At 66.5% G+C, this 23,103-nt stretch carries 28 protein-coding genes; 9 read left to right on the top strand and 19 right to left on the bottom strand.

Annotation, left to right across the window (positions count from 1 at the left end; translation table 11 throughout):
• Positions 1-41 precede the first annotated feature (41 nt).
• The 4 genes from N6C22_RS12650 to N6C22_RS12635 all read right to left on the bottom strand — a co-directional run bounded on the left by N6C22_RS12650 (position 42) and on the right by N6C22_RS12635 (position 3,579).
• Positions 42-1,124 (bottom strand): glutamate--cysteine ligase, encoded by a 1,083-nt coding sequence (locus N6C22_RS12650; protein ID WP_261651474.1) that lies wholly within the window; start codon positions 1,122-1,124, stop codon positions 42-44.
• A gap of 51 nt (positions 1,125-1,175) precedes the next feature.
• Positions 1,176-1,805, bottom strand: a complete 630-nt coding sequence (locus N6C22_RS12645) for a fibrillarin-like rRNA/tRNA 2'-O-methyltransferase (RefSeq protein WP_261651473.1) — start codon at positions 1,803-1,805, stop codon at positions 1,176-1,178.
• A complete protein-coding gene (locus N6C22_RS12640; protein ID WP_261651472.1) occupies positions 1,802-2,680 on the bottom strand; it encodes an NOP5/NOP56 family protein in 879 nt (292 codons plus the stop codon). Before N6C22_RS12640 ends, N6C22_RS12645 begins: the two co-directional genes overlap by 4 nt.
• Positions 2,681-2,769: 89 nt before the next feature.
• Complete coding sequence (locus tag N6C22_RS12635) at positions 2,770-3,579, bottom strand: hypothetical protein (protein WP_261651471.1); 810 nt, start codon at positions 3,577-3,579, stop codon at positions 2,770-2,772.
• 245 nt (positions 3,580-3,824) lie between these two features.
• On the opposite strand from N6C22_RS12635, the gene N6C22_RS12630 reads away from it, so the two are divergent.
• Positions 3,825-3,986: a hypothetical protein gene (locus N6C22_RS12630; RefSeq protein ID WP_261651470.1), complete on the top strand. Its 162-nt coding sequence runs from the start codon at positions 3,825-3,827 to the stop codon at positions 3,984-3,986.
• Between the two features lie 13 nt (positions 3,987-3,999).
• On the opposite strand, the gene N6C22_RS12625 is transcribed toward N6C22_RS12630, so the two are convergent.
• From N6C22_RS12625 to paaA, 6 genes are read right to left on the bottom strand one after another with little or no spacing between them, the layout of a single operon-like run.
• Positions 4,000-4,827, bottom strand: coding sequence for a hypothetical protein (locus N6C22_RS12625; protein ID WP_261651469.1), 828 nt, complete (start codon positions 4,825-4,827; stop codon positions 4,000-4,002).
• Between the two features lie 46 nt (positions 4,828-4,873).
• Positions 4,874-5,041 carry a 1,2-phenylacetyl-CoA epoxidase subunit PaaE gene (gene paaE / locus N6C22_RS12620; protein WP_261651468.1) on the bottom strand — a complete coding sequence of 56 codons (168 nt, stop codon included), beginning with the start codon at positions 5,039-5,041 and terminating at the stop codon, positions 4,874-4,876.
• Positions 5,038-5,508 (bottom strand): 1,2-phenylacetyl-CoA epoxidase subunit PaaD, encoded by a 471-nt coding sequence (paaD, locus tag N6C22_RS12615; protein WP_261651467.1) that lies wholly within the window; start codon positions 5,506-5,508, stop codon positions 5,038-5,040. The genes paaE and paaD overlap by 4 nt, the downstream gene beginning before the upstream one ends.
• Positions 5,501-6,373: a 1,2-phenylacetyl-CoA epoxidase subunit PaaC gene (gene paaC / locus N6C22_RS12610; RefSeq protein ID WP_261651466.1), complete on the bottom strand. Its 873-nt coding sequence runs from the start codon at positions 6,371-6,373 to the stop codon at positions 5,501-5,503. The genes paaD and paaC overlap by 8 nt, the downstream gene beginning before the upstream one ends.
• On the bottom strand, positions 6,373-6,708 hold the full coding sequence (paaB, locus tag N6C22_RS12605; RefSeq protein WP_261651465.1) for a 1,2-phenylacetyl-CoA epoxidase subunit PaaB: 336 nt from the start codon (positions 6,706-6,708) through the stop codon (positions 6,373-6,375). Before paaB ends, paaC begins: the two co-directional genes overlap by 1 nt.
• Positions 6,709-6,713: 5 nt before the next feature.
• Positions 6,714-7,658: a 1,2-phenylacetyl-CoA epoxidase subunit PaaA gene (paaA, locus tag N6C22_RS12600; protein ID WP_261651464.1), complete on the bottom strand. Its 945-nt coding sequence runs from the start codon at positions 7,656-7,658 to the stop codon at positions 6,714-6,716.
• 91 nt (positions 7,659-7,749) lie between these two features.
• Here paaA and N6C22_RS12595 point away from each other — a divergent pair, with 91 nt between their 5' ends.
• Entirely contained in the window at positions 7,750-8,388 is a 639-nt protein-coding gene (locus tag N6C22_RS12595) for a helix-turn-helix domain-containing protein (RefSeq protein ID WP_261651463.1), read from the top strand.
• A gap of 24 nt (positions 8,389-8,412) precedes the next feature.
• Here the strand turns inward: N6C22_RS12595 and N6C22_RS12590 are convergent, their stop codons facing one another.
• A complete protein-coding gene (locus N6C22_RS12590; protein WP_261651462.1) occupies positions 8,413-8,799 on the bottom strand; it encodes a PaaI family thioesterase in 387 nt (128 codons plus the stop codon).
• Positions 8,800-9,214: 415 nt separating this feature from the next.
• On the opposite strand from N6C22_RS12590, the gene N6C22_RS12585 reads away from it, so the two are divergent.
• Positions 9,215-9,979, top strand: a complete 765-nt coding sequence (locus N6C22_RS12585) for an enoyl-CoA hydratase/isomerase family protein (RefSeq protein WP_261651461.1) — start codon at positions 9,215-9,217, stop codon at positions 9,977-9,979.
• 13 nt (positions 9,980-9,992) lie between these two features.
• On the opposite strand, the gene N6C22_RS12580 is transcribed toward N6C22_RS12585, so the two are convergent.
• From N6C22_RS12580 to N6C22_RS12565, 4 genes are all read right to left on the bottom strand, one after another.
• Positions 9,993-10,475, bottom strand: a complete 483-nt coding sequence (locus N6C22_RS12580; RefSeq protein WP_261651460.1) for an RDD family protein — start codon at positions 10,473-10,475, stop codon at positions 9,993-9,995.
• A gap of 45 nt (positions 10,476-10,520) precedes the next feature.
• A complete protein-coding gene (locus N6C22_RS12575; RefSeq protein ID WP_261651459.1) occupies positions 10,521-11,330 on the bottom strand; it encodes an alpha/beta hydrolase in 810 nt (269 codons plus the stop codon).
• A 65-nt stretch (positions 11,331-11,395) separates the two neighbouring features.
• Entirely contained in the window at positions 11,396-12,226 is an 831-nt protein-coding gene (locus N6C22_RS12570; protein WP_261651458.1) for a VOC family protein, read from the bottom strand.
• Positions 12,227-12,282: 56 nt separating this feature from the next.
• On the bottom strand, positions 12,283-13,161 hold the full coding sequence (locus tag N6C22_RS12565) for an amidohydrolase family protein (protein ID WP_261651457.1): 879 nt from the start codon (positions 13,159-13,161) through the stop codon (positions 12,283-12,285).
• Between the two features lie 150 nt (positions 13,162-13,311).
• On the opposite strand from N6C22_RS12565, the gene N6C22_RS12560 reads away from it, so the two are divergent.
• Both N6C22_RS12560 and N6C22_RS12555 read left to right on the top strand, forming a co-directional pair.
• Positions 13,312-13,899 (top strand): hypothetical protein, encoded by a 588-nt coding sequence (locus N6C22_RS12560; protein WP_261651456.1) that lies wholly within the window; start codon positions 13,312-13,314, stop codon positions 13,897-13,899.
• Positions 13,896-15,587 carry an MFS transporter gene (locus N6C22_RS12555; RefSeq protein WP_261651455.1) on the top strand — a complete coding sequence of 564 codons (1,692 nt, stop codon included), beginning with the start codon at positions 13,896-13,898 and terminating at the stop codon, positions 15,585-15,587. The genes N6C22_RS12560 and N6C22_RS12555 overlap by 4 nt, the downstream gene beginning before the upstream one ends.
• On the opposite strand, the gene N6C22_RS12550 is transcribed toward N6C22_RS12555, so the two are convergent.
• A complete protein-coding gene (locus N6C22_RS12550) occupies positions 15,547-16,905 on the bottom strand; it encodes a metallophosphoesterase (protein ID WP_261651454.1) in 1,359 nt (452 codons plus the stop codon). The genes N6C22_RS12555 and N6C22_RS12550 overlap by 41 nt on opposite strands.
• 253 nt (positions 16,906-17,158) lie before the next feature.
• On the opposite strand from N6C22_RS12550, the gene N6C22_RS12545 reads away from it, so the two are divergent.
• Positions 17,159-17,920 (top strand): HdeD family acid-resistance protein, encoded by a 762-nt coding sequence (locus N6C22_RS12545; RefSeq protein WP_261651453.1) that lies wholly within the window; start codon positions 17,159-17,161, stop codon positions 17,918-17,920.
• A gap of 28 nt (positions 17,921-17,948) precedes the next feature.
• On the top strand, positions 17,949-18,563 hold the full coding sequence (locus N6C22_RS12540) for an HdeD family acid-resistance protein (RefSeq protein WP_261651452.1): 615 nt from the start codon (positions 17,949-17,951) through the stop codon (positions 18,561-18,563).
• Positions 18,564-18,582: 19 nt separating this feature from the next.
• Here the strand turns inward: N6C22_RS12540 and N6C22_RS12535 are convergent, their stop codons facing one another.
• Both N6C22_RS12535 and N6C22_RS12530 read right to left on the bottom strand, forming a co-directional pair.
• Positions 18,583-19,071, bottom strand: a complete 489-nt coding sequence (locus N6C22_RS12535) for a MaoC/PaaZ C-terminal domain-containing protein (protein ID WP_261651451.1) — start codon at positions 19,069-19,071, stop codon at positions 18,583-18,585.
• A gap of 75 nt (positions 19,072-19,146) precedes the next feature.
• A complete protein-coding gene (locus N6C22_RS12530) occupies positions 19,147-19,605 on the bottom strand; it encodes a DUF5518 domain-containing protein (protein WP_261651450.1) in 459 nt (152 codons plus the stop codon).
• A gap of 122 nt (positions 19,606-19,727) precedes the next feature.
• Here N6C22_RS12530 and N6C22_RS12525 point away from each other — a divergent pair, with 122 nt between their 5' ends.
• Together N6C22_RS12525 and N6C22_RS12520 are read left to right on the top strand one after the other, a co-directional pair.
• The gene (locus tag N6C22_RS12525; RefSeq protein ID WP_261651449.1) at positions 19,728-20,930 is read left to right on the top strand and encodes a thiolase domain-containing protein; all 1,203 of its coding nucleotides are present in this window, start codon (positions 19,728-19,730) and stop codon (positions 20,928-20,930) included.
• Complete coding sequence (locus N6C22_RS12520; RefSeq protein ID WP_261651448.1) at positions 20,930-22,357, top strand: OB-fold domain-containing protein; 1,428 nt, start codon at positions 20,930-20,932, stop codon at positions 22,355-22,357. Before N6C22_RS12525 ends, N6C22_RS12520 begins: the two co-directional genes overlap by 1 nt.
• 152 nt (positions 22,358-22,509) lie before the next feature.
• On the opposite strand, the gene N6C22_RS12515 is transcribed toward N6C22_RS12520, so the two are convergent.
• A complete protein-coding gene (locus tag N6C22_RS12515; RefSeq protein ID WP_261651447.1) occupies positions 22,510-22,965 on the bottom strand; it encodes a DUF6069 family protein in 456 nt (151 codons plus the stop codon).
• Positions 22,966-23,103: the final 138 nt, after the last annotated feature.

Here is a 23,103-nt window from a genome sequence, read left to right as displayed (position 1 = left end):
GCGGTCGGAACGACGCCGGCAGGCAGGTGAGTGTCCCCGACTCAGAGGACGAGAGACTCACAGACGGCGTCGAGTCCCTCCTCCTCGTGGAGACGCCGTTGGCGGCTCGCACCGCTCTCAGCATCGTAGATGTCTCGGATGCCAGAGACACCGAGACGCTCGCACTCGGTGTCGACGACCTCGCCGAGGGAGACGGTCCCGGAGGCGTCGGGGGCGACGAACGAGGCGTCGTGACCGTGGCGAATCGCCCGCCACTTGTTCTCGTCCAGTACCTCGCGGCGGAGGCCGCCGTCACCGGTGCCTGACTCGCCGTCCTCGTACCGGGCGGAAAGGTCCTCGACCAGCGCCTGGGTGTACTCGACGAACGCGAGGACGACATCGGGGTCTGCGTTCCCGTCGGGCGCGCGGACCTCGACGGTCCCGTGCGCCGAGTGCGGTCGCACGTCGTACCACAGTTCGCCCCGGTCGTTTATCGAGTCCGTGTCGATGAAGAGGTTCTCGAAGCGCTGGTACGACTCGAAGTCCTCGAAGGCGGTCGGCATCCCCGTGTTGGGGAGGTTCTCGAATATCTTCGCGCGCGCCGACGCGAGCCCGGTGTCGAACCCGTTCCAGTACGGCGAGTTCGCCGACAGCGCGAGCATCACCGGCAGGTACCAGCGAAGTTCGTTCGACACCCAGACCGCCTTGTCCGCGTCGTCGACGCCGACGTGGACGTGCAACCCAGCAGTCGTATTCCGGTGCTGTGGGTACTGGATACGGTCGAGCTGGGCTCGATAGCGCGGCTTCTGGGCGTGTTCGAGTTCGCGCCACTTCGCGGCCGGGTGCAGTCCCGCCGCGGCGATGCGGTAGTCGTGCTCGGCCGCGTAGGAGGTGAGCGCCTCGCGGACGGCGTGCAGCTGGTCCGACGCATCGGCCAGCGATTCGCACTTCGGGGTCTGTGTCTCGATGACCGTCTTGAACAGCTCGTGGTCGAGCCGCCCGTCGAGAATCTCGGGTGGGTCGCCCTCGTAGACCAGCGCGTCGCTCCCCGAGACCGGGCGGCCACGCTCGTCGACGACGAAGAACTCCTCCTCGATTCCGAGTGTTCCCTGTTCGGCGAACACGTCAGGCGACCCTCGCTCCATCGGACCGTGGTTCGCGGCCACGGCTAAAAAGCCGTTTGGAGTCGGGCGTTCCTACCGCGGCTGCGCCACGACGCCGAGATGGTCGTCGTGAAGGGGGTCGAGGCGCTCGGTGACCAGAATCTCGTATTCCTTCTCGATATCGGCCAGGACGGCGTCGAACACGTCACCGGGGTCACCGGTCACGTCCTCGCTGCGGGCCTTGATGGCGGCCACGAGCCGCCCGTCGTCGGCCAGGAACTGCCGGTTTCGGCAGGCGACCTCGCCCTGCCCGCGGGTCGCCACGTCCTGGATGATGGCGTCACACTCGCGCTCGACCACGTGGGCGTAGGTGTCCGGCTTCCGGGCGTCCTTGAGCAGTGGGAACAGGTTCGGGCGGTCCTCGGCGACACCCACCAGCTGCCGGGTCGGGCGCGCCGCGAACTCGACGGCGTAGGTCGGTCCCGAGAAGTCGGCGACGTGGCTCACCGTCGTCCCGCTCGCCGCGCCGAGATAGAGCACGGTGTCCCCGCCCGAGAGGCCGGTGTCGACCTCGCGGGCGAACAGCGCGCCCAGCTTCGAGCGACCGGGGTCCCACGCGCGCCACTCGCCGTCCGTCGGCTCGCCGTAGACTGGCTCGCCTCTGGTGGCGAGGCGCTCGTCACCGGCGATGGTCCGATGTTCCACGCCCTGTGGAAGCGTCATTCGCCGTCACCTCCGCTCTCGCCGCCGTTCCCGTCTTCGGCGCGCGCCTGTATCGTCGCGATGCGCGCGTCGAGTTCCTCGTCGAGTTCGGGCTTCCGGTCGCCCGAGTAGTGGTCGACACGGGCCGCGATACTCAGCTTCCCAGCGAGCGCGCGGGCGGCCGAGCCGCGGTCCTGCGGGCGCGTCCCGCGGACGTACTCGTGCGTGAAGATGACGCCGTGTTTCGGCGAGGACGCGTGGCCACGCAGGTGCGCGAACAGCGCGTCCTCGGCCCCCAGCACCTGGACGGTCCCGCTTGGCTTCTTCGCGAGCGATTCCAGCCCGCCCGCGAGCGAGATGAGCCGCGCCGCGAGCACCGGCCCGGCCATCGCCGCGAGGTTCGGGGCGATCTCCGGCGCGCGCGTCTCGACGTACTCCTCCAGTTCGTCGGCCTCGTCGGCGAGGTCGGCGACGCGCCCGGCGAGGGAGACGACCTGTGCCTCGTCCGGGTGGTCCGGTTCCCGGTCGGCCAGGTCACGAGCGTATGGGATGCCCGCGCGGTCGTCGTCGAACAGTGCGTTGGCCCACTCGCTGACGCGCTCGGCCAGTTCGTTGGCCGTCCGGAGGCAGTCGTCCATCGCCCGAACCGCGTGGACGAGCTGCTGGTCGCCCGACCGCTCGCGCTCGGTCGCGGCGGCGCGCGCAGCGGCGACCGTCGCGTCGTGAAGTGCCGAATAGTAGTCAGCCTCGTCCTCCGCGAACCCGGATTCGACGGCCATCGCTGGCCAGTCGGCCGGCTCCGGTGCCGACCCCGTCCGGATCGCCGTGACGGCGGCGGCTGTGTCGTCGCGGTCGAGGGTGGCGAACCAGCCCGACCCCGTAGCGTCCTCGCTCATGTCCCGGCGTATACGCCCGGTCTGTAAATGCGTCCCGATACCGCGGGTCGGCTGGATGTGAGGGACTCGAACCACATGTGACGAACTCGCTACAGGTACGTCCAGATGGCAACGATGGCGACGATGGGGACCGCCACACCGAACCCATGTTTGAGCAGTCGTCTCCGGAGGTACTGCTGGACTCCGTCGAAGCCCTGGTCCGAGAGGACGAACGGCAGTCCATCACCCCCGCGCACGACGTGCTCGCCGTCTTCGACGCCGAGTCGTCCGAACACCGCTATCGTGTCACCGTCTCGTACGGGGACCGAATCGAGTTCGTGGTCTTCGAGTCCGTCGGTATCGACGTTCTCGAACAGGTCCACTAACTGGTCGAGCGGTCGCGTCGTCTCGTCCGCGGTCATGTGGACCGCCGGAGCGTTCCAGAGGCTGTGCCTGAACCGTATCCAGACGTTCTTGCCGGACTGGATCGCTGCAAGCCGGCCAGTGTCGTACTGTTCCTGGAGCCACGACGGATCCACGCGGACTGGTTCTGTCCCGGTACGGATACTGAAACGCCCGTGTTCCAGTCCGCTATCCTGGGTACTCCGTGCCGCCTGAACGGTCCACGAGTCGAAATCTATCGTATTCTCGCCTCTGGACTGCGAGGTGGTGCGCCAGAGGTAGGCCCCAACGGGACGGCCCGCCGGCCCGACGACACGCCTGGCTTCCCACGCGGGCTCGTCGACCACGACTGTTCCCTCGACCGCCACCGGTTCGCCCTCGCTCGCGGTTCCGAGGTCGGCGGGCGTCCGGACGGACACTGCCCAGACAACGATCGCAGTGTCAAGGAGGCGGCCGGCGCTGTTGAGCAGATGCGGGACGAAGAAGACTGACAGGACGAGCGGGAAGACATCGGACATGGGTCGAGGTATCTGTGGTGCTCTCGGTAGTGGCTACGAACCCTGGTTGGTTTCTAGCCGTCGCTTATCGACAGCACCGACAGGAGATTCGTGGCTGGCGAACAGAAACACCGTCAGCACTCACCATCCGAACCTATATCGAGATAATATTCTCTATATCGGTCCCTTCAGTCGCCCCGGAAGGCTTATTATTTTGCGGTCAACGGTATCAAATAGCACAGTCGCGGGGAACCGCGCAACAAACCATGAACAGCACGAACAGCGATTCCGAACCGAGCCCGCCCGACATCAACAACCGCTACAGAGCACGTGACACCGGCGACGGTCACGTAGAGATCTACGACTCGAAGAAAGAGGACGCGTGGATCCGCTCCGACTACACACTCGACCTCGCGCGACCCAACTGAGGCGGGCCGCTTTCTACCAGACCTTCGGCAACACGACGTAGCGAAGCGTGTACGCCGGGCGCTTCTGGACGACGACCAGTGGCTCGGCCGGCCCGGTCTGGACCGTCACCTCGCCCGAGACCGCGTCGAACAGCGCCGCGAACGCTTCCCCGTACTCGTTCTCCACGTCCGGACCCTCGACCGTCGCGTCGAGCGTCCCCGTCGCCCGCGTGTACTGCCTGTTGCGCAGGACGACCCTGAGCTCCCCGTCCTCGACGACGAACGGATACGTCGACAGGTTCGGGTCGAGGTCGATACCGGTCGCGATTCGCCTGACCGTCTCGGCTGTCGTCTCGACGACCGTCGGGGCGAGCGACCCGTCTTCCAGGCGGAAGCGCTCCTCGTCGGTGAAGCGGTCCGGAAGCTCCATGGTTATCTGTTCGAACAGCTCGGGGTCGCGGTAACAGTCGATTCGGGCCGTGATGTCCGGGGTCGCCACGCGCAGGTCCGAGGCGTTGCCCGAATCCGGGTCGCCGATGAACTCGAGCGTCAGTTCTTCGGTCGGGTCCGTGGCGACCCAGGCGAACCACCGCAGCGTCTCCTGGATGTCGAAGATGGCGGTGACCGGCTGGCCGCAGTCGATGGTGATGTCAGAGAGCACGTCCGTCGAGACCGTCCCGTACGTCGCCAGCGAGGAGCCGATACTGCCTGCCGGCGTCTCGATACGGTCCTCGTGGACCTGGACGAACATCTCGTCGTAGTACGATTCGGCGTCCTGGTTCGGCTGTACGCCCGCCATCGCGACCATCCGACGGAGTACCTCGTGTGGGGCCTGCAGCCGAGCCAGCGTCCGCTCCTCCATGTTCGTCGACCACGCACCCCCACTACAAAAGGTCTGCCAGGGGCGGCTACTCCATCTTCTCGAACGGCTGGTCGCAGGCGTTGCAGTAGTGCATCGACCGGCAGAGCGACGGGCCCTTCGGGTGGTCCCGGACCGTGTTCTCCGAGCCACAGTACGGGCACTCCGCACCCTCGCTCTCGCCGCTGGTCGTGACGGATGGGTCGGGTCGTCTCATATGCTCAGTCCGAACTCACGCAGGTCTTCTTTGCCCTGTTCGGTCACCATCTCCAGGTTCCACTCGGGCGACCAGACGAGCCGGAGGTCGACGTCGGAGACGCCCTCCACGCCGGCCACGGCCTCGCGCATCTGGTCCTGCAGCATCGTCCGGGCGGGACAGCCGGAGTACGTCAGGGTCATGTCGACGGTGACGTGGCCGGATTCCTTGTCCGCAACGACGCCGTAGATGAGCCCGAGGTCCACGATGGAGATGGGCATCTCGGGGTCCTCGATCTCGTACAGTACGTCCCAGACGGCGCGTTCGAGGCCCTCGCTTCCCTCGCCGGTCGCGGGCACCTCGTCGCTGGCTTCGCCCTGGACGTACTCCGTGTACGCGCAGGCACTGCTGCCGACGGGGTCGACGCAGTCGTCGTCTTCGGGGTCGACCGAGTTCGGCACGTCGTCCGGGTCGTACACGTCACTCATCGTCTGGGTCCTTCATGATGCGGTTGGCGCTCTCGCGGCCCAACTCGCTGTAGGTGTGGGTGAAGTCGTCGTACAGGTCGAACCAGTCGTCGGTGTGGCTCTGGTCGCGGCCGACCTCTGCCGGGAGGTCGAACGCGGAGTGGTGCAGGTCGTACTGCTCGGGCAGCTCGGCGTCGTCGACGCTGAGGTCGAGCGATTCGAGGTACGGGACGACCTCGTCGAGCCACTCCTCGCGCATGGTGACGAGGGGCTCCGAGCGGATACCCAGCTCGACGATGCGGTCGTCGACCTCCTCGTCGGTCGGGGAGAACAGCGTCAGCGCGTACGGGAACAGGCGGTCGAGGGCGGCCTGCACGCGGGCGCGGCTGTCCTCCTCCTCGCAGAGCCGTTCGAGCCAGTTCTGGGCGTGCTCGCGGTGGTAGTCCTCCTCGCCGAGGATCTTCCCGACGCGGTCGCGGATTCGCGGGTACGAGGAGTCCGCGAGCGCCTGCAGGCGGATGTTCTCGGCCACGTCGTAGAGGTACGAGCGGACGATGGCGTCGGCCCAGTCACCCTCGGCGAACTCGAGTTCACAGAGGCTGGAGTGCCGCCACTCGTCGGCCGGACGCTCCCAGATGAGGTCCGACTCCGTCGCGCCCCAGTCCTGGAGCAGGTCGTACCAGAGACGGGCGTGCCCGTACTCGTCCTGGGCGATGTTCGCCAGGGCGAGGTCGGACTCGAGCGTCGGGGCACGGACCTGCCACTCGGTGTAGCGCTCGGCGATGACGAACTCGTCGTCGGCCAGCCGGTAGAGCTGGTGTTCGATCGCCTCGCGTTCCTCGTCGGACAGTTCCTGCGGTTCGGGGAGTGTCTCAGCTGCTGCCATCAGTTACCACCTGCCTTCTCGACCTGTGCGCGGCGTTCGCGCTCGGCCGTCTCCTGTTCGCTCGTGGACTCTTCGACCTCCGAGGCGGCGGCCTCGAAGTTGTACGTCATGGCCCAGCGGTAGGCCTTGTCGGTCGTGCCGCCGAACTTCGCGTCCTCGGTGTCGACCTCGCCGATCTCCTTCTGGGGGACGACCCAGAGGCTGTTCGTCGGCTTGCGTCGTGCGTGCTGTACCTCGGCGAACATGAGCGCCATCTCGCGGTCCGGCGCGTGCACGTTGCCACAGTGGGTGTGGTACCCACCGGATTTCTCCTGTCGGAAGACTTCCCAGATCATGGTTCTTAGTCGGCCGCCTGCGGTTGCGAGCCACCGTAGACGCGGCTCTCGTGCTTGTCCATCGATTCACGGACCCATTCGACGGCCTCCTGGGCCTTCTGGCGGCCGTTGATCTGCTCGTGGCTGCCGTCGTAGTCGTTCTTCGCGATGGTGAAGAACTCGTCCCAGTCGAGGTCCTCCTCGACGACCTCGTAGGAACCGTCGTCGAGCTTGTTGATGCGCGGCTCGTCCGGAATCTCGAGGCCGTACTTCTCGGCCTTCGGGATGTACGCGTTGAGGAACGCGGTCCGGAGCTCGTCGTTGGACATCTGCTTCAGGCCGACCTCGCTTGCGAACCCGTGGTGGGTCGACTTGTCGTTGGTGGGGCCGAAGAACTGGATGATGCGGGGCCACCACAGCTCGAAGGCCTCCTGGGTCAGCTCCTGCTCCTTCTTCGAGCCGGTCATCAGCTCGTAGAGGATGGCCTCACCGTGCTTGACGTGGAAGCCCTCCTCGAAGCAGACTTTGTCCATCGCGTGGGCGTAGGGCTCCCACGAGGTGGACTTCAGGGTCGCCTGGCGGCGCATGGCGGCACCGTCGACGAAGAACGCGATCATCGGCGTCTCGACCCACGACTCCATCGGGTAGTGGAAGCAGTTCAGGAACTTCCCCTTGCCCTCTGCGAGTTCGTCGAGCATCTCGTCGCGCGTCTTGATGCCGAGGGACTCGGCGGCGCGGTAGAGCAGCTGGCCGTGGCCGATCTCGTCCTGCACCTTCGCGCTGCAGGCGAGCTTGCGGTCTAGGCTCGGTGCCTGGCGGATGAACGGGCGCTCCAGGTAGGCACCCATGATCTCCGAGTTCGCGTGGAACTGGATCATCCGTGTGGCAGCTTTCCGATACTCCTCTGGCATGTCGTCCTTGGGGCTGAACTCCCGGGGTCCGGCCCGTGCTTTGACCTCCTCGATGTCCATGGTCGTTCATCCAGAATTAGCGACCCCAGTAACAAACCGGTTCACCCGCCCATACACGGGACTTAAGTAATGGCAGGTCCATCTGATACGTGTGATAGACGAGTGTCTCGTCGTCGAGTTCAGGGTCACCGGCGACGACTGCCCCCTGGCAGACGCCACGCGGGAGACCGGGTGCGTCGTCGACGCGCGGCCCCCACAGCGCCGCAGCGACGGGAACGCCCTGTTGCGGTTCTCGGCGGGTGACGACCCAGCCCTCGCCGAGGCGCTCGATGCAGACGAGCGTATCCGCTACCTGCACGCCTCGCACACCGAGGACCGGGTGAACCTGCGGTGTCTCTCGAAACACCCGTGTGTGGTCCACACGCTCTGTGACGCCGGGTTCATGGCCGAATCGTTGCGATACCGGGACGGGGTTGAGACCTACACCGGTGCCGTCGTCGGGTACGACGTCCTCGAAGGGGTGCTGGAGGCCGCCGGTGAGACCGTCGGTGTCACCCTCGAACGGATCTACCCGCTCGGGAGCGAGGACGACGAGGTGGTGGCCCGGCGCTGGGGGTTCACCCCCGCACAGGAGGAGGCGCTCCGGGCCGCCAACGAGATGGGCTATTTCGAGGTCCCTCGCGAGGTGACTGCCAGCGAGGTGGCCGACGCGATCGGTATCAGCAAATCCGCGTTCCTCGAACGCCTGCGCCGGGGACAGTCGGCGCTGTTCGCGCAGGTGTTCGAGTGAGTCGAGAAGCGCTGGGTCCCGGAACTATCCCGTTTTATACACACCGCGGGCGTCCGCGATGAGCGTGTCGTCGTCTGCAGCGTACACGTCCACGTCGACCGTTCCGACGTTCTTCCCGCACCGGACCACGTCGGCCTCGGCGTAGAGGTCCCCTGTTCCTGCCGAGAGGTAGTCGATGCGCATGTCGATGGTCGGGACCGGCTGGTCGACCAGCGAGACTAGCGCCGCGCCGCCGACGGTGTCCGCGAGCGTGAACGTCACGCCCCCGTGAGCCATCAGCTGGTCGGCGTTCCACGACAGGTCCTCGCGCATCTCCAGGCGACCCTCGGCGTGGCCGTCCTCGGCCTCGGTCACGTCGACGCCGAGCAGGTCGGCGAACGGCATCGTCTCGAAGAACTCTTCGATGTCCATGTCCGGGTCTGGTCGGGGCATCCCCTTAATCGTTCGTGACCCATGCAACGCGCGCCGCTGACCTTGCTCCCTCAGGGCATGGGAGCTAATCCCACGATTTTGACTCTAATATATTAGAGTGTGGTTCTCGGAGGTACATACAGATTAGAATCAACGGTTACACCCTTTCCCGACATACGATTAGATGGCGATTTCACAGCGAACCGCTGTCGCCACCCCCATACTCCCCCAACCCCCTTCCTGACGAACCAACACCCACGAGGCGTGGCTGTGGGTCGCGACCGTTCTATTCCCGCGGAGACGACTCTCTGAGCGTCGCAGCCGACCGTCGAGCTGGCGGGCCAGTAGACCCACCAGCCGCGGCCACAGCCCATCTATGACCAACAATTAAGCACCCCGGGAAAGTTCAACAACTATGCGCATCGAGGACGAGGACGGCGTACGTACCATCACCTTCGACCGACCGAACGTCATGAACGCGATGAACCTGGAGGTCGCCCAGGAACTCGCGGAGGCCGTCGCCGAGGCCGACCCCGTCGAACACGACGCGGTGGTCATCACGGGCGACGACCCGGCCTTCTCCGCGGGCGGGGACATCATGGCGATGAAAGAGCGCGAGGAGGGGCCGCGCGAGGCCTACGAGCGCGTCGCGGAGACGTTCAACCGCGCGGCCGCGGAGATGCTGAACTGCGACATCCCCATCGTCGCGAAGGTCAACGGCGACTGCGTGGGTGCCGGGCTTGCGCTCGTGGCGGCCGCGGACTTCGCGTACACCGTGCCCGACGCGACGTTCTCCTGTGCGTTCATCCGCGTCGGCCTCATCCCCGACACGGCAGCCACGTTCACCCTGCCCCGACTGGTGGGTCTGCGAACCGCGAAGCGTCTGACCTTCACCGGCGAGTTCTTCGACGGTGAGGAGGCAGCGGAGATGGATCTCGTGAACGAGGCGGTCCCCGAGGAGGAGCTCGACGAAGTGGTCGACGAGATGGTCGGAAAGCTCTCGCGGCGGCCCACCCGGACCATCGGGATGACCAAGCAGGCGATGCACGAGAACCTCGACAACGACTGGCGGAAGGCGCTGGACTACGAGAACATGGTGCAGGTGCAGGCGTACATGTCCGACGAACACGAGGAGGGCGTCGACGCGTTCCTCGAAGGGCGGGACGCGGAGTGGGACTGAGCCGGAGACCGGTTCACTCCTCCGGAATCACGTACTCGACGCCCTCGGGTTCCTCGGCCGGGACCGAGATGACGATGGTGTTCGAGAGGCGGTTCGTGAGTCGAAGTTTCTGTCCCTCCATCGCCAGCCAGCCGACGAGGCAGTCGATGGGGAGGAAGAACGCCTTCCCGAACGCCTGGACCGCGGCCGCGAGGAAGTCCGGGTGGTTCCCACGCCGGTCGGTCACCCTGAGGTTCAACACCATCTTCCCGGCGGACTGCCCCCAGATACCCTCCGAGAGCGTCCAGTAGACGAACAGCGCGAGCCCGTTCGCGCCGAAGAAGACGCTGAAGCCGCCGATGGTCCCGAGCTCGACCGACAGTATCGACGGGAGGCTGACGAGGAACTCGTTGAACACCTCGAGGACGACGCTCACGAGGACGATATCGATGAGCCAGGCACCGAACCTGGTCTCCCACTTCGCGAGATGCAGGGTCTTCTCGATAGTTTCAGTCATTCCTGCAGATACGATAAGCGAGACGATAAATACGACTGGTAGCTCTCACGCCGAGAGAAACCGCCTGATGCTCCCGTCGAACTCGTCGGGATGCTCGATGACCGACTCGTGGCCCGCCCCCCGGAGCATCGCCAGCGTTCCGTCGGGGAGCGCCGCGGCCGTCTCGCGGTAGTCTGCGGCCGTGAAGAACACGTCCTCGTCACCCCCGACAACCAGGGTCGGGCAGTCCATCTGGGCGAGGTAGGCAGTCCCGTCGAAGTCGAGGCAGGCGTCGGCGGAGACGAGGAAGTCAGCCGGATTCTCCGGGTCGAAGAGCAGGTCGTACCCCACGGAGCCGGCCTGCAGGCACCGGGCGAGCAGCCCATCGGCGACGATTGCGTACGCCTCGCGGTAGATGGGACCCCAGGTCCCACGCTCGCCCCAGTCCCGCCAGCGCTCGACGATGTCGCGACCGTGTTCGCTCAACGTCGTCGCCGAGAGCCCGAGCACCGCGCGGTCCACTCTGTCGTCACGGGCGGCGAGCGCCTGCACGAGGAAGCCGCCCATAGAGAGGCCGAACACGTCGAGCGGGGTCGACTCGGCGTCGAGCTCGTCGAGAACAGCTTCGTACCCGCGAGCCATCGACGCCACCGTCGCATCCGCCGGAATGCCGTGCGGGCGACTCACCATGTAGACGGTGTGGGTGTCGGCGTATCGCTGGAGGTACATCGCCATCAGTCGCGGGAACCACCACGAGTCGCCGACCGTGTGCAGCGGGTCGTTCAGGCCGGGGATGACGAGGAGTGTGCGGGGACCGTCACCAGTGCTGACGTATGGGTGGTCGGCGACGCGACCGGTCTCGACAGCTGGAATCACGTCCCGGCGTTGGGGCTGGACTGCGAAAAACGGTCGCCTCCAGCGCGGATTTCGGGGCCAGTTTCTCAGTGGGCGTATTCGACGACGCCCAGCCGTCGCTCCAGTCTCGGATCGTCGAACCACGCCACGCGGTCGTCGCCCCACCGGACTGGGTCGGCCAGCGAGAACGCGTCCTGCGCGTGGTCGAGGTCGTCGGTCTCGACGAGGACGGCACACGGGGCCGGACCGAAGTCTGCCAGTCTGCCTCCGAGGCGGTTGCCCTCGGGTTCGGCGAGCGCGACCGCCGCGCCGGGGAAGCGGTGGAGCGTCGCACCGAACTCGCCAGCGTCGACCGTCTCGGGCTGGGGCAGTCGGAACGCCCGGTCGAAGTCCTGCGCCAGTGCCGCGGCATCCTTCGTGAGCACGACGACCTCCGAGATACCGCGCAGTGGCCCATCGACGAGTTCCGGGTCCGGCGTGACGCGGTAGCGGCGTGGCGTCCGGTCCTCGATGCAGAACGGGAGTGTTGCACCCAACGAGTCGCCGAGAATCGCAGTCTCCCACTCGACGTGCAGGCCGTCGGGTCGCGCTCGCCCGTCCCGGTCCGGTCCCGCCACGCGCAAGCCGGAGTCCAGCGACTGGCGCAACATCCCGCGGATGTCGTCGGTCTCGATGCACCAGGCACAGGGGCCGGTGTCGCCCGCGATGAACTCCGGCCAGCGGCTCGGCGTCGCCTCGCCGGTGTTCGTGATGAGTTCGAGATAGCTCCCGTCGGGGAAGCCGACGATACTCATGTCGGTCGTGCCGTCGGCGTGTTCGCCGCCGTACGTGGTCGGGAGGCCGACGGCTCGACAGGCAGCTTCACCCTCGTCGCGGTCGGTCCACGCGGTCGCGACGTGGTCTATTCGCATGTCCATGGGCTATGCGAGTGCCCCAGCGAGAAAAGCGATTGGTGCGGCTGGTCGGCAGCGACTCAGTTCAGGTCGAGGAACTCCTCGGCGTTCTCCCACAGAAGCTTGCGCTGGACCTCCTCCGGGAAGTCCAGCTCGGCGAACTGGTGAAGCCACTTCTGGGGGTCGAGCATCGGGTAGTCAGTCCCGAACATGACCTTGTCCTTGAGCAGGGTCTTCGCGTAGTGCAGCACCTGGTCGTCGATGTACGCCGGCATCCAGCCCGAGAGGTCCATGTACACGTTGCCCTTCTGCTGGCAGATGGCGAGTTGCTCCTTCTCCCACGGGAACGCGGGGTGGGCGATGAGAATCTGCAGGTCGGGGTGTTCGGCCGCCACGTCGTCGATGAGCATCGGGTCACCGTACTTGATCTTCAGGCCGCGCCCACCGGGGGCGCAGGCACCCAACGTGGAGTTCCCGCCGTGGAAGACGACGGGGACGCCGAGGTCCTCGATGGTGTCCCAGAGCTCGTCGTGCTCGGGGTCGCTCGGGTCGAAGCCCTGGGCGATCTGCTGGAACTTGAAACCGACGAGGTCCAGGTCCTCCACACAGCGGCGGGCCTCCTCGACACAGTCGTCCTTCAGCGGGTCGACGCTCCCGAAGCCGACGAAGAAGTCGTCGTACTCGTCGCGGACCTCCGCGACGTACTCGTTCGGGACCGGCGGGTTCCCGGTGTTGGTCTCGGCGTCCCAGCCCAGCAGGACGGCCTTGCCGATGCCGACCTCGTGGTACGCCTCGATCATCTCCTCGTAGGAGTTCGGCACCATCTCCTTGCCGAAGCGCTTCGCGGCGTCCTGCATCATCTCGCCCCCGGCGGTGAAGAGGAACTCCTCTGTCGGCTGGTGGGCGTGCGTGTCGATGATTCGCGGGTCGTCGGTATCGACGACGCTCGGGAGACTCATGGCAAAACCTGCGACCGGGAGCGTGAAAAACGTCCCTGTTGTGTCCCCGGTGGTCACCCGTGGGCTGGCTCGCCCCATCGACGTGAGATATCGGCCAACCCCGGAAACGCCCCTATTGTCGTCTGGTGCGTATCTCTGGGCGAGATTACTATGGCTCTCACTACCGCAGATTCGCCGGAGTCGGCGTCGGGGACGAGCGACGACCGCCGGCTCCGACTCGCGTTCGGCATCATCGTCGTCGGCCTCGGCGTGTTCGTGGCGACGATGCCGACGCTCGCGGGCGGACTCATCCGCCTCTGGCTCGGCGTGGTGCTCGTCGCCGCCGGCATCGCCCTGGTCGCCGACGCGAAGGTCGCGAACTCGCTCCGTACCGGGCTCACCACGCTCGGCGAGGCCATCGGCTACATGCTCGTGGGTATCGCGCTCTTGCTGTTGCCGCTCGGTCAGAGCCGGCTCGCGACCATGTTCGCCATCCTGTACGGTGCCACCGGGCTCCTCCGCGTCGCGGGTGCGATGTCGAAACCGGCCGCGGCCCGGCGCGAGGCCCTGCTGACCGGGTTCCTGTTGCTTCTCGTCGCGACGCTGCTGGTCGTCGAGTGGTCGAGTGGTGCGGTCTGGGCGCTCGGGCTGCTGTACGGGGCGGGTATCACGGTCGTCGGCCTGTCGATGATCGTCTCCGCACTGCGGGGCACGCCGACCCGGGACCCCGGTGAGGCGGTGCTGGAGGAGCACGCATGACAGCGGAGGGCTCGGAATCGACCGGAGGACTCCGCGAGCGCGCCGAACACTGGACGCCACTCGCGGTCGTCTGCTCGGCGATGATAATCACTGTCATCGACACGACGATGATGACCGTCGCCATCTCGGCCATCGTCGCCGATCTCGACACCAGTGTCACGGCCGTCCAGGGAGCTATCTCGCTGTACGCGCTCGTCATGGCCGCGTTCATGATGCTCGGCGCGAAGCTGGGGAACGTCTACGGCGTCCGCCGGATGTTCCGAATCGGGCTGGTCATCTACGGCGTCGGGACGGTCCTGGCGGCGCTGAGCTGGAACATCTACGCGCTCTTGCTCGGGTGGTCGGTGCTGGAAGGGCTGGGCGCAGCCATCCTGCTCCCACTCGCGTACGCGATGCTACCTATCCTCTACACCGACCCGAAAGAGCGCGCGCTCGCATTCGGTGTCCTCACGGGGGTACTGGCCGGTGCCGCCGCAGTTGGCCCGATTCTGGGTGGCACGCTGACGACCTACTTCACCTGGCGGCTCGGGTTCGCGCTGGAGGCCGTCATCGCCGTGCCGACGTTCTTCTTCGCCGCGCGACTCGCCGAGTACCGGCCTGAAGAAGGCGCGTCGATAGACGTGGTCGGGACGGCCCTGTCGGTCCTCGGCCTCGGCACGCTCGTCGTCGGCGTCCTGTTGAGTGGTCGCTACGGCTGGTGGGGGGCAATCCGTCCGTTCTCGGTCGCTGGCGTGGAACTGGGCCTGCTCGGACTTTCGCCGACCCCGATACTCGTCGCGGCTGGGCTCTCGCTGCTGGTCGGGTTCCTCCACTGGCAGCGCATCCGCGAGCGGCGCGGAGAGACCCCACTCGTCAAGACGAGCATCTTCGGAAACGGGGCGTACCTCGCCGGGCTCTCGACGTACTTCGTCTCGTGGATCGCCCTCGGTGGCATCCTGTTCGTCCTCCCGGTCTTCCTCCAGGGTGCCCTCGGGTACACCGCCTTCGACACGGGGGTCGCCCTCCTCCCGTTCTCGCTCTCCGTGTTCGTCGTGTCCATCGGGACCGCGAAGTTCACCCATTCCGTGGGCGGGAAGCGGTTGATCCAACTCGGCGTGGGAGTCCTCGCGCTCGGCCTCGCCGCGCTGTTCGTGGTGACCAGCGTGGCGATGACCACCGTGGAGCTGGTCGTCCCGCTGCTCCTGGTCGGTGTGGGCATCGGGCTGGTGCTCGCCAACATCGTGAATCTCACCCTCTCGACGGTCGAGGCCGAGGAGACGATGGAGGCCTCGGGCGTCAGCATGGCGGTGAACTGGCTCGGGACCTCGGTCGGCACGGCCGTCGTCGGCTCGTTCATGCTCACGGCCACGTATGGCAGTGTCGTCGACCAGATACTCTCCAGTGTGGGACTCGGTGTCGGAACGGCCAGCCGCCGAGAACTCGTGGTCCTGTTGCAGGACGCGACCGAGTTCCTGACCATGGCAGAGCGACAGGCCCTCCTCGCACAACTCCCGGCCGAGGTCCAGCAGGCACTGGCCGGTATCGTCGAGCAGGCCATGGTACAGGGGTTCCGGAACACGGTCCTGCTCGTCGGCGTGTTCGTCATCCTGCTCGGGCTCACCTCCACGTTCCTGCCGACGGGAAAGGCCCAGGTACAACCGGCCGAGCCTACGCCTCCGGACGTCGTCCCGGACCGGGCTGACGACTGACCGGGGGAGTCTCTTCTGCTAGGGTCCGGGGCTCGTCCGGTTCGAGGACTGTCCGCGGGGGCACCGTCGGCTCGGGGTGTTTCCACCGGACGAGGAACCGCTGGAGCGGCGTGAGTTCGCTCGGGGCTTCCTTCTCGATGATATCGTAATCGATGACGATTCGGTGCTCGTCCGCGGTGATGCGGAAGTAGTTCAGGCAGTACGATGGGCGGTACACCGGTGGTAGAACGCCGAACCGGGTCGAGATGCGCGTGAACTGCTTCAGCCAGGTTCCCGTGTTGATGACGGCCCGACTCCCCAGTCGCTTCAGCGACGGGCGGTGGGTGTGCCCGTAGATGAACGCCACCACGTCGGGGTTCGACGCGAACACGTCGACGGCCGCGTCACGGTAGTGCTGGTCCTCCTCTTTGGCCGCTCGTTCGGTGCTGAGGAGGCCGAATCGCCGCAACGTCTGTTTCACGTCGCGCCCGAGGAAGAACGCCGGGATGGCGAGCGCGATGAGCAGGCCCATGACGACCAGGTTGACCAGGACGACGACGTAGAACACGTCGCCCACGATTCCGAACTGCCGGAACACGTCCAGGTTGGTGAAGACGTTCGTGTTCAGGATACCGACGCGCTCCAGCGAGGCACCGGCTAGCCAGAGCAGTGTGACGTTGAACAGTAACAGGAACGGCACCGAGGCGTACCGCAGGAGTGGACTCATCTCGCGGTAGTAGTAGTTCGATATCATCCAGTACGGGATGTCGGCCATCGGCGTCACCGACTGGATGTCACGGAGCCAGTTGTACTTGCCCCGCCGGGAGAGCTGGCCGGCCTTCCCCGTGATACGGTTGTTCACGAAATAGCCCAGCGGGTTCGCGAACGGGTTCCCGAACTGCGGAAGGCGGTTGTTCGGGTCCTCCTGCATCCCGTGTTCGATCCAGAGCTTCTTCGAGCCCACCGGCCGGACCAGCCGCAACTCGTTCTGGAGGTCGATGTTGTACTCGGCGAGTCGCTCGACGTACTCGGGATAGCCCGCGAGTTCGGCGTCGTGGTTGCCCGGGATTAGCGTGATTGGAACGTGCTCCCCCGTCCGTCGGAACTGCTCGAACAGGTCCCCGTGATGGGCCTCAAGCGAGTCGAGCTTGGCCATCCCCTGGAGTTCGGTGAACTCCCACAGCCCGAACAGGTCCCCGTTGATGATGAGTTCGGCGTCCTCGTCTGTGGCTTCGAGTGTCTGGAGGAACTCGATGAGTTCGGGCTCGAACGCACACTCCTGCAGTTCCTCGTCGCCCCCGATGTGGAGGTCGCTGATGAAGTAATACACCTCGGCCATCGTGCGAAACGTACGGGGCCCGTAGACATAGCGAATACTGGATGTCTTCCCGACTATCTGTTCGGCCGAGGAGACTAACGAGACACAGGACCCGCGGGTCTCCGATGAACGAGGCACTCGGGATGGACGCCGTCGCCACCTGTCGAGCGGCCTCGCTCACGACTCTCGCACGACCTGCCAGCGAACGTGACCACTTCGGCGAATCCGAAGATTAGCTAAACGACCCGATGCCGTACCGAGAGGCGACTAAATCATGAGTGCAGACGATATTCCCGAAGACCGCCCGGACGAGGAGACGACCGAAGAAGCGACCGAGGAGACGAAGACGACGGAAGAGACGACGGCCGAGGCCGAGACGCCAGAGATGACGACGGAGTCGGTACCGACGGAATCTGACCCGGCAGCGATGGACCCCGACCAGTCCGAGCAGCTGATGCCGGAGGCGGCCGGTATCGCGTCCTCCTACTCGACCATGATAGCCGTCGGTGCCGTGCTGGCGATACTGGGGTTCCTCGCGATCGTGTTCCCGATCTTCACGAGCCTCTCCCTCTCGGTGGTGTTCGGTGCGGCGCTCGTCGTCGGTGCGTTCGTCCAGATCGCCCACGCGTTCTCCGCGAAGAAGTGGACGGGCTTCCTGTGGGAGACCATCCTCGCGCTGGTCTACGGGGTCGCCGGAATCATGGTCCTCGCGAACCCGGTCCTCGGTCTCGCCTCGCTCACCTTCCTGCTCATCGCGTACTTCTTCGCGAGCGGCGTGGTCCAGCTCGTGATGGGCCTGCAGACCCGCGGCCAGCCGAACTGGGCCTGGCTGCTGTTCAGTGGGGGCCTCGGCATCCTCGTCGGTGTCATGCTGTTCCTCGGACTCCCCTCGACCGCCGCGTGGGCCGTGGGGCTCCTGTTCGGGGCGAACCTCATCGCCTCGGGCCTCTCGATGATAATGCTCGCCGTCGGGGCGAAGGAGGCCGCCGAGGCCGGCGAAGCCGCGCCGCCCACCGCGAAGCCGGGTGGCGTCTGAGTGACCCGTGTGTCACCGGTAGCCCGCCATGTCGACTGACGTGACCACCGAGCCCGCCACGGACACCAGCCACCCCGAGCTGGCCGAGAGCCGGGGGACGCTGCGGCTCGTCGGGAGCCTGCTCGTCCTGTTCGGGCTGGTCGCCATCGTCTTCCCCCACGTGAGCACCGTGTCCCTCGCGCTCCTGCTGGGGACCATCCTCGTCGCCGGGGGCGTCCTCCAGGTAGCTCACGCGTTCTCGGCGACGAACTGGCGGGGGTTCGTCTGGCAGGGCCTCGTCGCGGTCCTGTTCACCGGGCTCGGTATCCTCGTCCTCGTGAACCCGACCATCAGGTTCCTCTCGCTGTGGCTCCTGCTCGTCGGGCTGTTCCTCGCCGTCGGCCTGGCTCAATTCGTCCTGGGCCTCGCCATCCGCGGCGACCCGAACTGGCAGTGGCCCATCCTCGCCGGATGTGTCTCCATACTCGCGGCGGTCCTGCTGTGGCTGGGCCTCCCGGCGACCGAACCCTGGGCCATCGGCCTCGTCTTCGGAATCGCCCTCTCCGTGACCGGGCTCTCGCTGGTCATGCTGGCACTCGGCGCACGGCCCCAGGCAGTCGTCCAGGAGGAGACGGCACCGGCTGCTCGGTCGGGTGAGAGATGAGAATCGAAACCGGGCCTGTTCAGGGGTGACCGGGCTTGTCGCCGTAGAAGTCCCGGCGCTTGAACATGAACTTCATGTCGCCCTGGAGCAGTATGTCGCCGTCCTGGTTCGTCGTCTCGGCGTCGATGACGACGAGGCCGGCGTCGTCGCGGGACTCGAACTCCTTGGTCTCGGTGACCTCGAACTCGGCCTGGATGGTGTCGTCGATGAACATCGGGTTCGGGACGTCCATGTAGTTCATGCCGAGGAAGGCGATGACGGTGCGCTCGACGAAGCCACAGCGCTGGACCATCCCGGTCGTCAGGATGAACGTCATCGGGCCGTGGCCGATGCGCTTGCCGAAGGGGCCGTCCTCGGAGTACTCCGCGTTGGTGTGGAGTTCGGTCCAGTCGTCGGCGAACATCGAGTGGAAGACGAAGTCGGACTCTGTGACGGTCCGACCGGCGCTCTGGAACGTCATTCCCTCTTCCATGTCCTCGAAGTAATGCGGTTCGTAACTGTAGACCATGACCGACTGGTTCACCCGGTGCCCGTATAAATGGTACCCCGTCTACACGCGGGCGTTCTGTGCGCTGCCGCCAGTTCAGTGCTGGGTCTCGTAGGCCATGTCGTCGTAGCCGCCCTGGCTACCGCGGCCGCGAGCACGCTCGAAGTCGTCCTCCCAGAGGACGTGCGCGAGGAAGCCGCCGGCGGCACCGAGGCCGATGGTGTAGACGGCACCGATGACGGCGAAGATGGCGACGATGAACAGCATGAACACGACGCCCATCGCGGCATCGGCACCGCCGAGGGCACCGAGGAAGCCGAACCCGACGAAGAACACGCCGAGGAACAGCATCGGGATGAGCGAGATGGCACCGGCTGCGGCCCCGATCTTGAGGTTCCCGTTGCGTCGGGTGTCCTTCTCGAGGTAGCCGGAGATGAGACCACCAAGGACCGGCGAGAAGGGAACGAACGACAGTACGATGGCGGCAACACCACCGATTGCCGCGTTGATCCAGAACCCGTTCTCCGAACTGCGCTCGTCGAAATTGAGAGCCATATCGTTCATATCTGCCTCTCGAAATATAAAGCTACGTACTGGTCACATGTTGGCACAGAGGGTGAGCAGGCCCGCGTGTAGACGGGGTTGGCTATTTTACGGGGGCGGGTGAACGCCACCGTATGCGAGACGCGTACGTCGTCGGGGCGGGCCAGTCTGACTACGGTTCGTTCCCCGACGAGAGCTACCGGTCGCTGTTCGAGACCGCCTTCGAGGCGGCGGTCGAGAGCGTCGACCACGGTATCGACGCGGACGACTTCGACGAGGCGGTCGTCGGCACACTGGGCGTCGGCGGCCGCCAGCTCGGCCTCGCCGGGCCGGCGGTCACCGAACACGTCGGGCTCCACGGCGTGCCCACGACGCGGGTCGAGAACGCCTGCGGGGCCTCGGGCTACGCGGTCCGACAGGCGGTCCAGGCCGTCAAGTCCGGGATGGCCGACGTGGTGCTGGCGAGCGGGGTCGAGATAATGACCGATATGTCCGGCGACGCCACGAAGTACTGGCTTGGCGTCTCGGGCGAGACCGAGTGGGAGCGTCTCTCGGGAACGACCTTCGCGGGCGTGTACGCACAGATGGCCAGTGCGCACATGGCGGAACACGGGACGACGAAAGAACAGCTCTCTCACGTCGCCGTGAAGAACCACAGCCACGGCGCGATGAACCCGCACGCCCAGCTCGGCTTCGAGTGCTCCCTCGAAGATGCGATGAACGCGCCGACCATCGCGGACCCGCTGAATCTGTATCACTGCTGTCCGACGACCGACGGGGCGGCCTGCGCCATCGTCGTCAGCGAGGACGTTGTCGACCAGTTCACGGACGAGCGCGTCCGGGTCGCGGGTGTCGGCGCGGCCTCCGACCGCGTCGGGCTGTTCCAGCGCGACACCTACACCAGCGTCCCGGCGTCGAAGATGGCGGCCGAGACGGCCTACGAGATGGCCGGGATGGGTCCGGAAGACGTGGATTTCGCGGAGGTCCACGACTGCTTCGCCATCGCGGAGCTGATGGCCTACGAGGACCTCGGCTTCTGCGAACCCGGGGAGTCCGGGGAGCTGGTCGCCTCAGGCGCGACGGATTACGGTGGCGACGTGGTCGTGAACACCTCCGGCGGGCTCAAGTCCAAGGGTCACCCCATCGGTGCGACCGGGGCTGGCCAGGTCGTCGAGGCGTTCAAGCAGCTCACCCACCGCGCCGGGGACCGGCAGGTCGAGGGTGCGACCCGCGGCCTGACCCACAACGTCGGTGGGAGCGGTGGGGCCGCGGTCGTCCACCTGTTCGAGCGCGAAGGCCCAGACGGCGCGGCCGCGGACGAGGAGGTGAGCGCGTGATGACGAACGGAATCCGTGCCGTTGCGGGCTACGCACCTCGCTTCCGCATCACGGCCGACGAGTTCGCCGAGGCGTGGGGTCGCTTCGAGGCTGGCGGCATCGAGGAGAAGGCCGTCGCGGGCGCGGACGAGGACGCACTGACGATGGCCGCCGAGGTCGCCCGCGACGCCCTGCACGCCGACGGGACCCACGGTGAAGCCGTGTCCTATCTCGCGTTCGCGAGTTCGACGCCCCCGCTCGCCGAGGAGGACCTGACAGCCCGGCTGGGCGCGATGCTCGGCGTCCCCGAGACCGCGGCGAGGCGCTCCTACTCCGGGAGCACCCGCGCCGGCACACAGGCACTCCTCGACGCCCTCGATTCGGACCTCGGCGACGGTATCGGGCTGGTCGTCGTCGCGGACTGCCCGCGTGGGCACCTCGACGATGCGGTCGACCACGCCGCCGGAGCAGGCGCGGCCGCCTTCGTCGTGGTCGACGAGGGCCTGGCGCATGTCACCGACCGCGCCGAGTACACGACGCCGTACCCGGGCACCCGGTTCCGAGAGACCGGCAGCGACCGCGTCGAGGGGCTGGACGTGACGAACTACGACCGGAAGGCGTTCCGCGAGGTCGTCACCGGCGCGGCCGACCAGCTCGGGCAGGTCGACCCGGACGCTGCAGCCGTCCAGTCACCCGATGGCCGGCTCCCGTACCGGGTCGCCGGTGGCCTCGGCGTCGACACCGACACCATCGCGGCCTGTGCGACGGTCCACGACCTCGGCGACACCGGCGCTGCGAGCGTCCCGCTCGGGCTCGTGAAGGCGCTCGCGGCCGACGACCAGCAGACGATTCTGGGCGTCAGCTTCGGCAGCGGTGCCGGCTCGGACGCCTTCGTCGTCGAGTGCGAGTCCGGCCTACCGAGTTCGCTCCGGCTCGACGGCGACCAGCCCATCAGCTACGCCGAGTACCTGCGTCAGCGCGGCGAGGTCACGTCGGGGCCGCCCTCGGGCGGCGGTGCGTACGTCTCGGTGCCCACCTGGAAGCGCTCCATCCCGCAACGCTACCGACTCGAAGCCGGGCGCTGCCCCGAGTGCGGGGCGCTCAACTTCCCGCCGGAGGGAGCCTGCAACGCCTGCAACACCCGGACCGACTACGACCCGGTCGAACTGTCCGGGACAGGCACAGTCGAGGCCCTGACGACCATCTCGCAGGGCGGTGCCCCACCGGAGTTCGCGGAGCAGCAGGGGAAAGCGGGTGACTTCGCGGTCGCCGTCGTCGCACTCGATGGGCCCACGGACGGGTCGGTGAGTGCTCCTGCGCAGGTGACCGACGCGGCTCCCGACGCGCTCTCTGTGGGGGATACCGTCGAGACGGTGATTCGGCGCATCTACACGCAGGAGGGTGTGACGAGGTACGGTTTCAAAATCCGACCGCAGGGAGGATTATGAAGCGCGGTTCACCTCGTGAACCGCAGTTTCAAGAGTAGACCACAGGGATAATCTTGAATCTCGATTCGCTTACGCATCGTAGTTTCAAGAGTAGACCGCAGACCGACTGAACCGGCCCTCATTCCGTTCTGTTCCTCTTTCGTTCTTCTCGCCTACTGCGCTTCTGCCTCAGCCTCGGGCTCCGCCACCACCTGCTGGGCCGGGAACAGTGCCACACAGGCCACCGCGACGACCACGTGCATCGCCATCAGGACGACGACGCCAGCAGGGGTCGCGTTGGGATCCTCGACGAGCAGGGCGAAGTCGGGGATGAACGACAGCGCGAGGACGGCGACGACGATGCGGGTGAACGTTCGCTCGGGGTCCTCGACGCGTCGGGTGAGCCCCCAGTAGACCACGGCGGCCCCTGCGGCACCGACCGCGGTCAGGAACAGGACCGGCGGGTACGCCAGGGGCTGGAAGCCGGGCGCGACCGACAGCGACTGGGCGATGGCGAGCAGGATGGCGTTACCGACCATCGCCAACACGAGGACGAGGGCGACGCGGACCGGGAACCCGTAGGTGGCGACGGACCGGCGGACGGCGGTAAGTGCGAAGTCGAGGCGCATGCGAGAGATACGCGGGCTGGCGGGATAACGTGACGTATCAGGGGAGCCGCGAACTCCGTGGATACCACCTTCCCCGAAGTTTCCCGGTAGGCAGCACGTTCCCGGGTGGTCACGGGGTCGCCGCGAGGTAATCACCCC

The organism is Haloarchaeobius sp. HME9146 (assembly GCF_025399835.1).
In the GTDB taxonomy this organism is placed as follows: domain Archaea; phylum Halobacteriota; class Halobacteria; order Halobacteriales; family Natrialbaceae; genus Haloarchaeobius.
Note: the sequence above shows the minus strand (reverse complement) of the source record. Positions and strands in the feature narration are given on the sequence as shown.

What these genes read in the sequence shown, in the direction of transcription:
- N6C22_RS12650 (WP_261651474.1), bottom strand. Translation starts at nt 1,124, where the DNA reads ATGGAGCGAGGGTCGCCTGACGTGTTCGCCGAACAGGGAACACTCGGA.
- N6C22_RS12645 (WP_261651473.1), bottom strand. Translation starts at nt 1,805, where the DNA reads ATGACGCTTCCACAGGGCGTGGAACATCGGACCATCGCCGGTGACGAG.
- N6C22_RS12640 (WP_261651472.1), bottom strand. Translation starts at nt 2,680, where the DNA reads ATGAGCGAGGACGCTACGGGGTCGGGCTGGTTCGCCACCCTCGACCGC.
- N6C22_RS12635 (WP_261651471.1), bottom strand. Translation starts at nt 3,579, where the DNA reads ATGTCCGATGTCTTCCCGCTCGTCCTGTCAGTCTTCTTCGTCCCGCAT.
- N6C22_RS12630 (WP_261651470.1), top strand. Translation starts at nt 3,825, where the DNA reads ATGAACAGCACGAACAGCGATTCCGAACCGAGCCCGCCCGACATCAAC.
- N6C22_RS12625 (WP_261651469.1), bottom strand. Translation starts at nt 4,827, where the DNA reads ATGGAGGAGCGGACGCTGGCTCGGCTGCAGGCCCCACACGAGGTACTC.
- paaE (WP_261651468.1), bottom strand. Translation starts at nt 5,041, where the DNA reads ATGAGACGACCCGACCCATCCGTCACGACCAGCGGCGAGAGCGAGGGT.
- paaD (WP_261651467.1), bottom strand. Translation starts at nt 5,508, where the DNA reads ATGAGTGACGTGTACGACCCGGACGACGTGCCGAACTCGGTCGACCCC.
- paaC (WP_261651466.1), bottom strand. Translation starts at nt 6,373, where the DNA reads ATGGCAGCAGCTGAGACACTCCCCGAACCGCAGGAACTGTCCGACGAG.
- paaB (WP_261651465.1), bottom strand. Translation starts at nt 6,708, where the DNA reads ATGATCTGGGAAGTCTTCCGACAGGAGAAATCCGGTGGGTACCACACC.
- paaA (WP_261651464.1), bottom strand. Translation starts at nt 7,658, where the DNA reads ATGGACATCGAGGAGGTCAAAGCACGGGCCGGACCCCGGGAGTTCAGC.
- N6C22_RS12590 (WP_261651462.1), bottom strand. Translation starts at nt 8,799, where the DNA reads ATGGACATCGAAGAGTTCTTCGAGACGATGCCGTTCGCCGACCTGCTC.
- N6C22_RS12585 (WP_261651461.1), top strand. Translation starts at nt 9,215, where the DNA reads ATGCGCATCGAGGACGAGGACGGCGTACGTACCATCACCTTCGACCGA.
- N6C22_RS12580 (WP_261651460.1), bottom strand. Translation starts at nt 10,475, where the DNA reads ATGACTGAAACTATCGAGAAGACCCTGCATCTCGCGAAGTGGGAGACC.
- N6C22_RS12570 (WP_261651458.1), bottom strand. Translation starts at nt 12,226, where the DNA reads ATGGACATGCGAATAGACCACGTCGCGACCGCGTGGACCGACCGCGAC.
- N6C22_RS12565 (WP_261651457.1), bottom strand. Translation starts at nt 13,161, where the DNA reads ATGAGTCTCCCGAGCGTCGTCGATACCGACGACCCGCGAATCATCGAC.
- N6C22_RS12560 (WP_261651456.1), top strand. Translation starts at nt 13,312, where the DNA reads ATGGCTCTCACTACCGCAGATTCGCCGGAGTCGGCGTCGGGGACGAGC.
- N6C22_RS12555 (WP_261651455.1), top strand. Translation starts at nt 13,896, where the DNA reads ATGACAGCGGAGGGCTCGGAATCGACCGGAGGACTCCGCGAGCGCGCC.
- N6C22_RS12550 (WP_261651454.1), bottom strand. Translation starts at nt 16,905, where the DNA reads ATGGCCGAGGTGTATTACTTCATCAGCGACCTCCACATCGGGGGCGAC.
- N6C22_RS12545 (WP_261651453.1), top strand. Translation starts at nt 17,159, where the DNA reads ATGAGTGCAGACGATATTCCCGAAGACCGCCCGGACGAGGAGACGACC.
- N6C22_RS12540 (WP_261651452.1), top strand. Translation starts at nt 17,949, where the DNA reads ATGTCGACTGACGTGACCACCGAGCCCGCCACGGACACCAGCCACCCC.
- N6C22_RS12535 (WP_261651451.1), bottom strand. Translation starts at nt 19,071, where the DNA reads ATGGTCTACAGTTACGAACCGCATTACTTCGAGGACATGGAAGAGGGA.
- N6C22_RS12530 (WP_261651450.1), bottom strand. Translation starts at nt 19,605, where the DNA reads ATGGCTCTCAATTTCGACGAGCGCAGTTCGGAGAACGGGTTCTGGATC.
- N6C22_RS12525 (WP_261651449.1), top strand. Translation starts at nt 19,728, where the DNA reads ATGCGAGACGCGTACGTCGTCGGGGCGGGCCAGTCTGACTACGGTTCG.
- N6C22_RS12520 (WP_261651448.1), top strand. Translation starts at nt 20,930, where the DNA reads ATGACGAACGGAATCCGTGCCGTTGCGGGCTACGCACCTCGCTTCCGC.
- N6C22_RS12515 (WP_261651447.1), bottom strand. Translation starts at nt 22,965, where the DNA reads ATGCGCCTCGACTTCGCACTTACCGCCGTCCGCCGGTCCGTCGCCACC.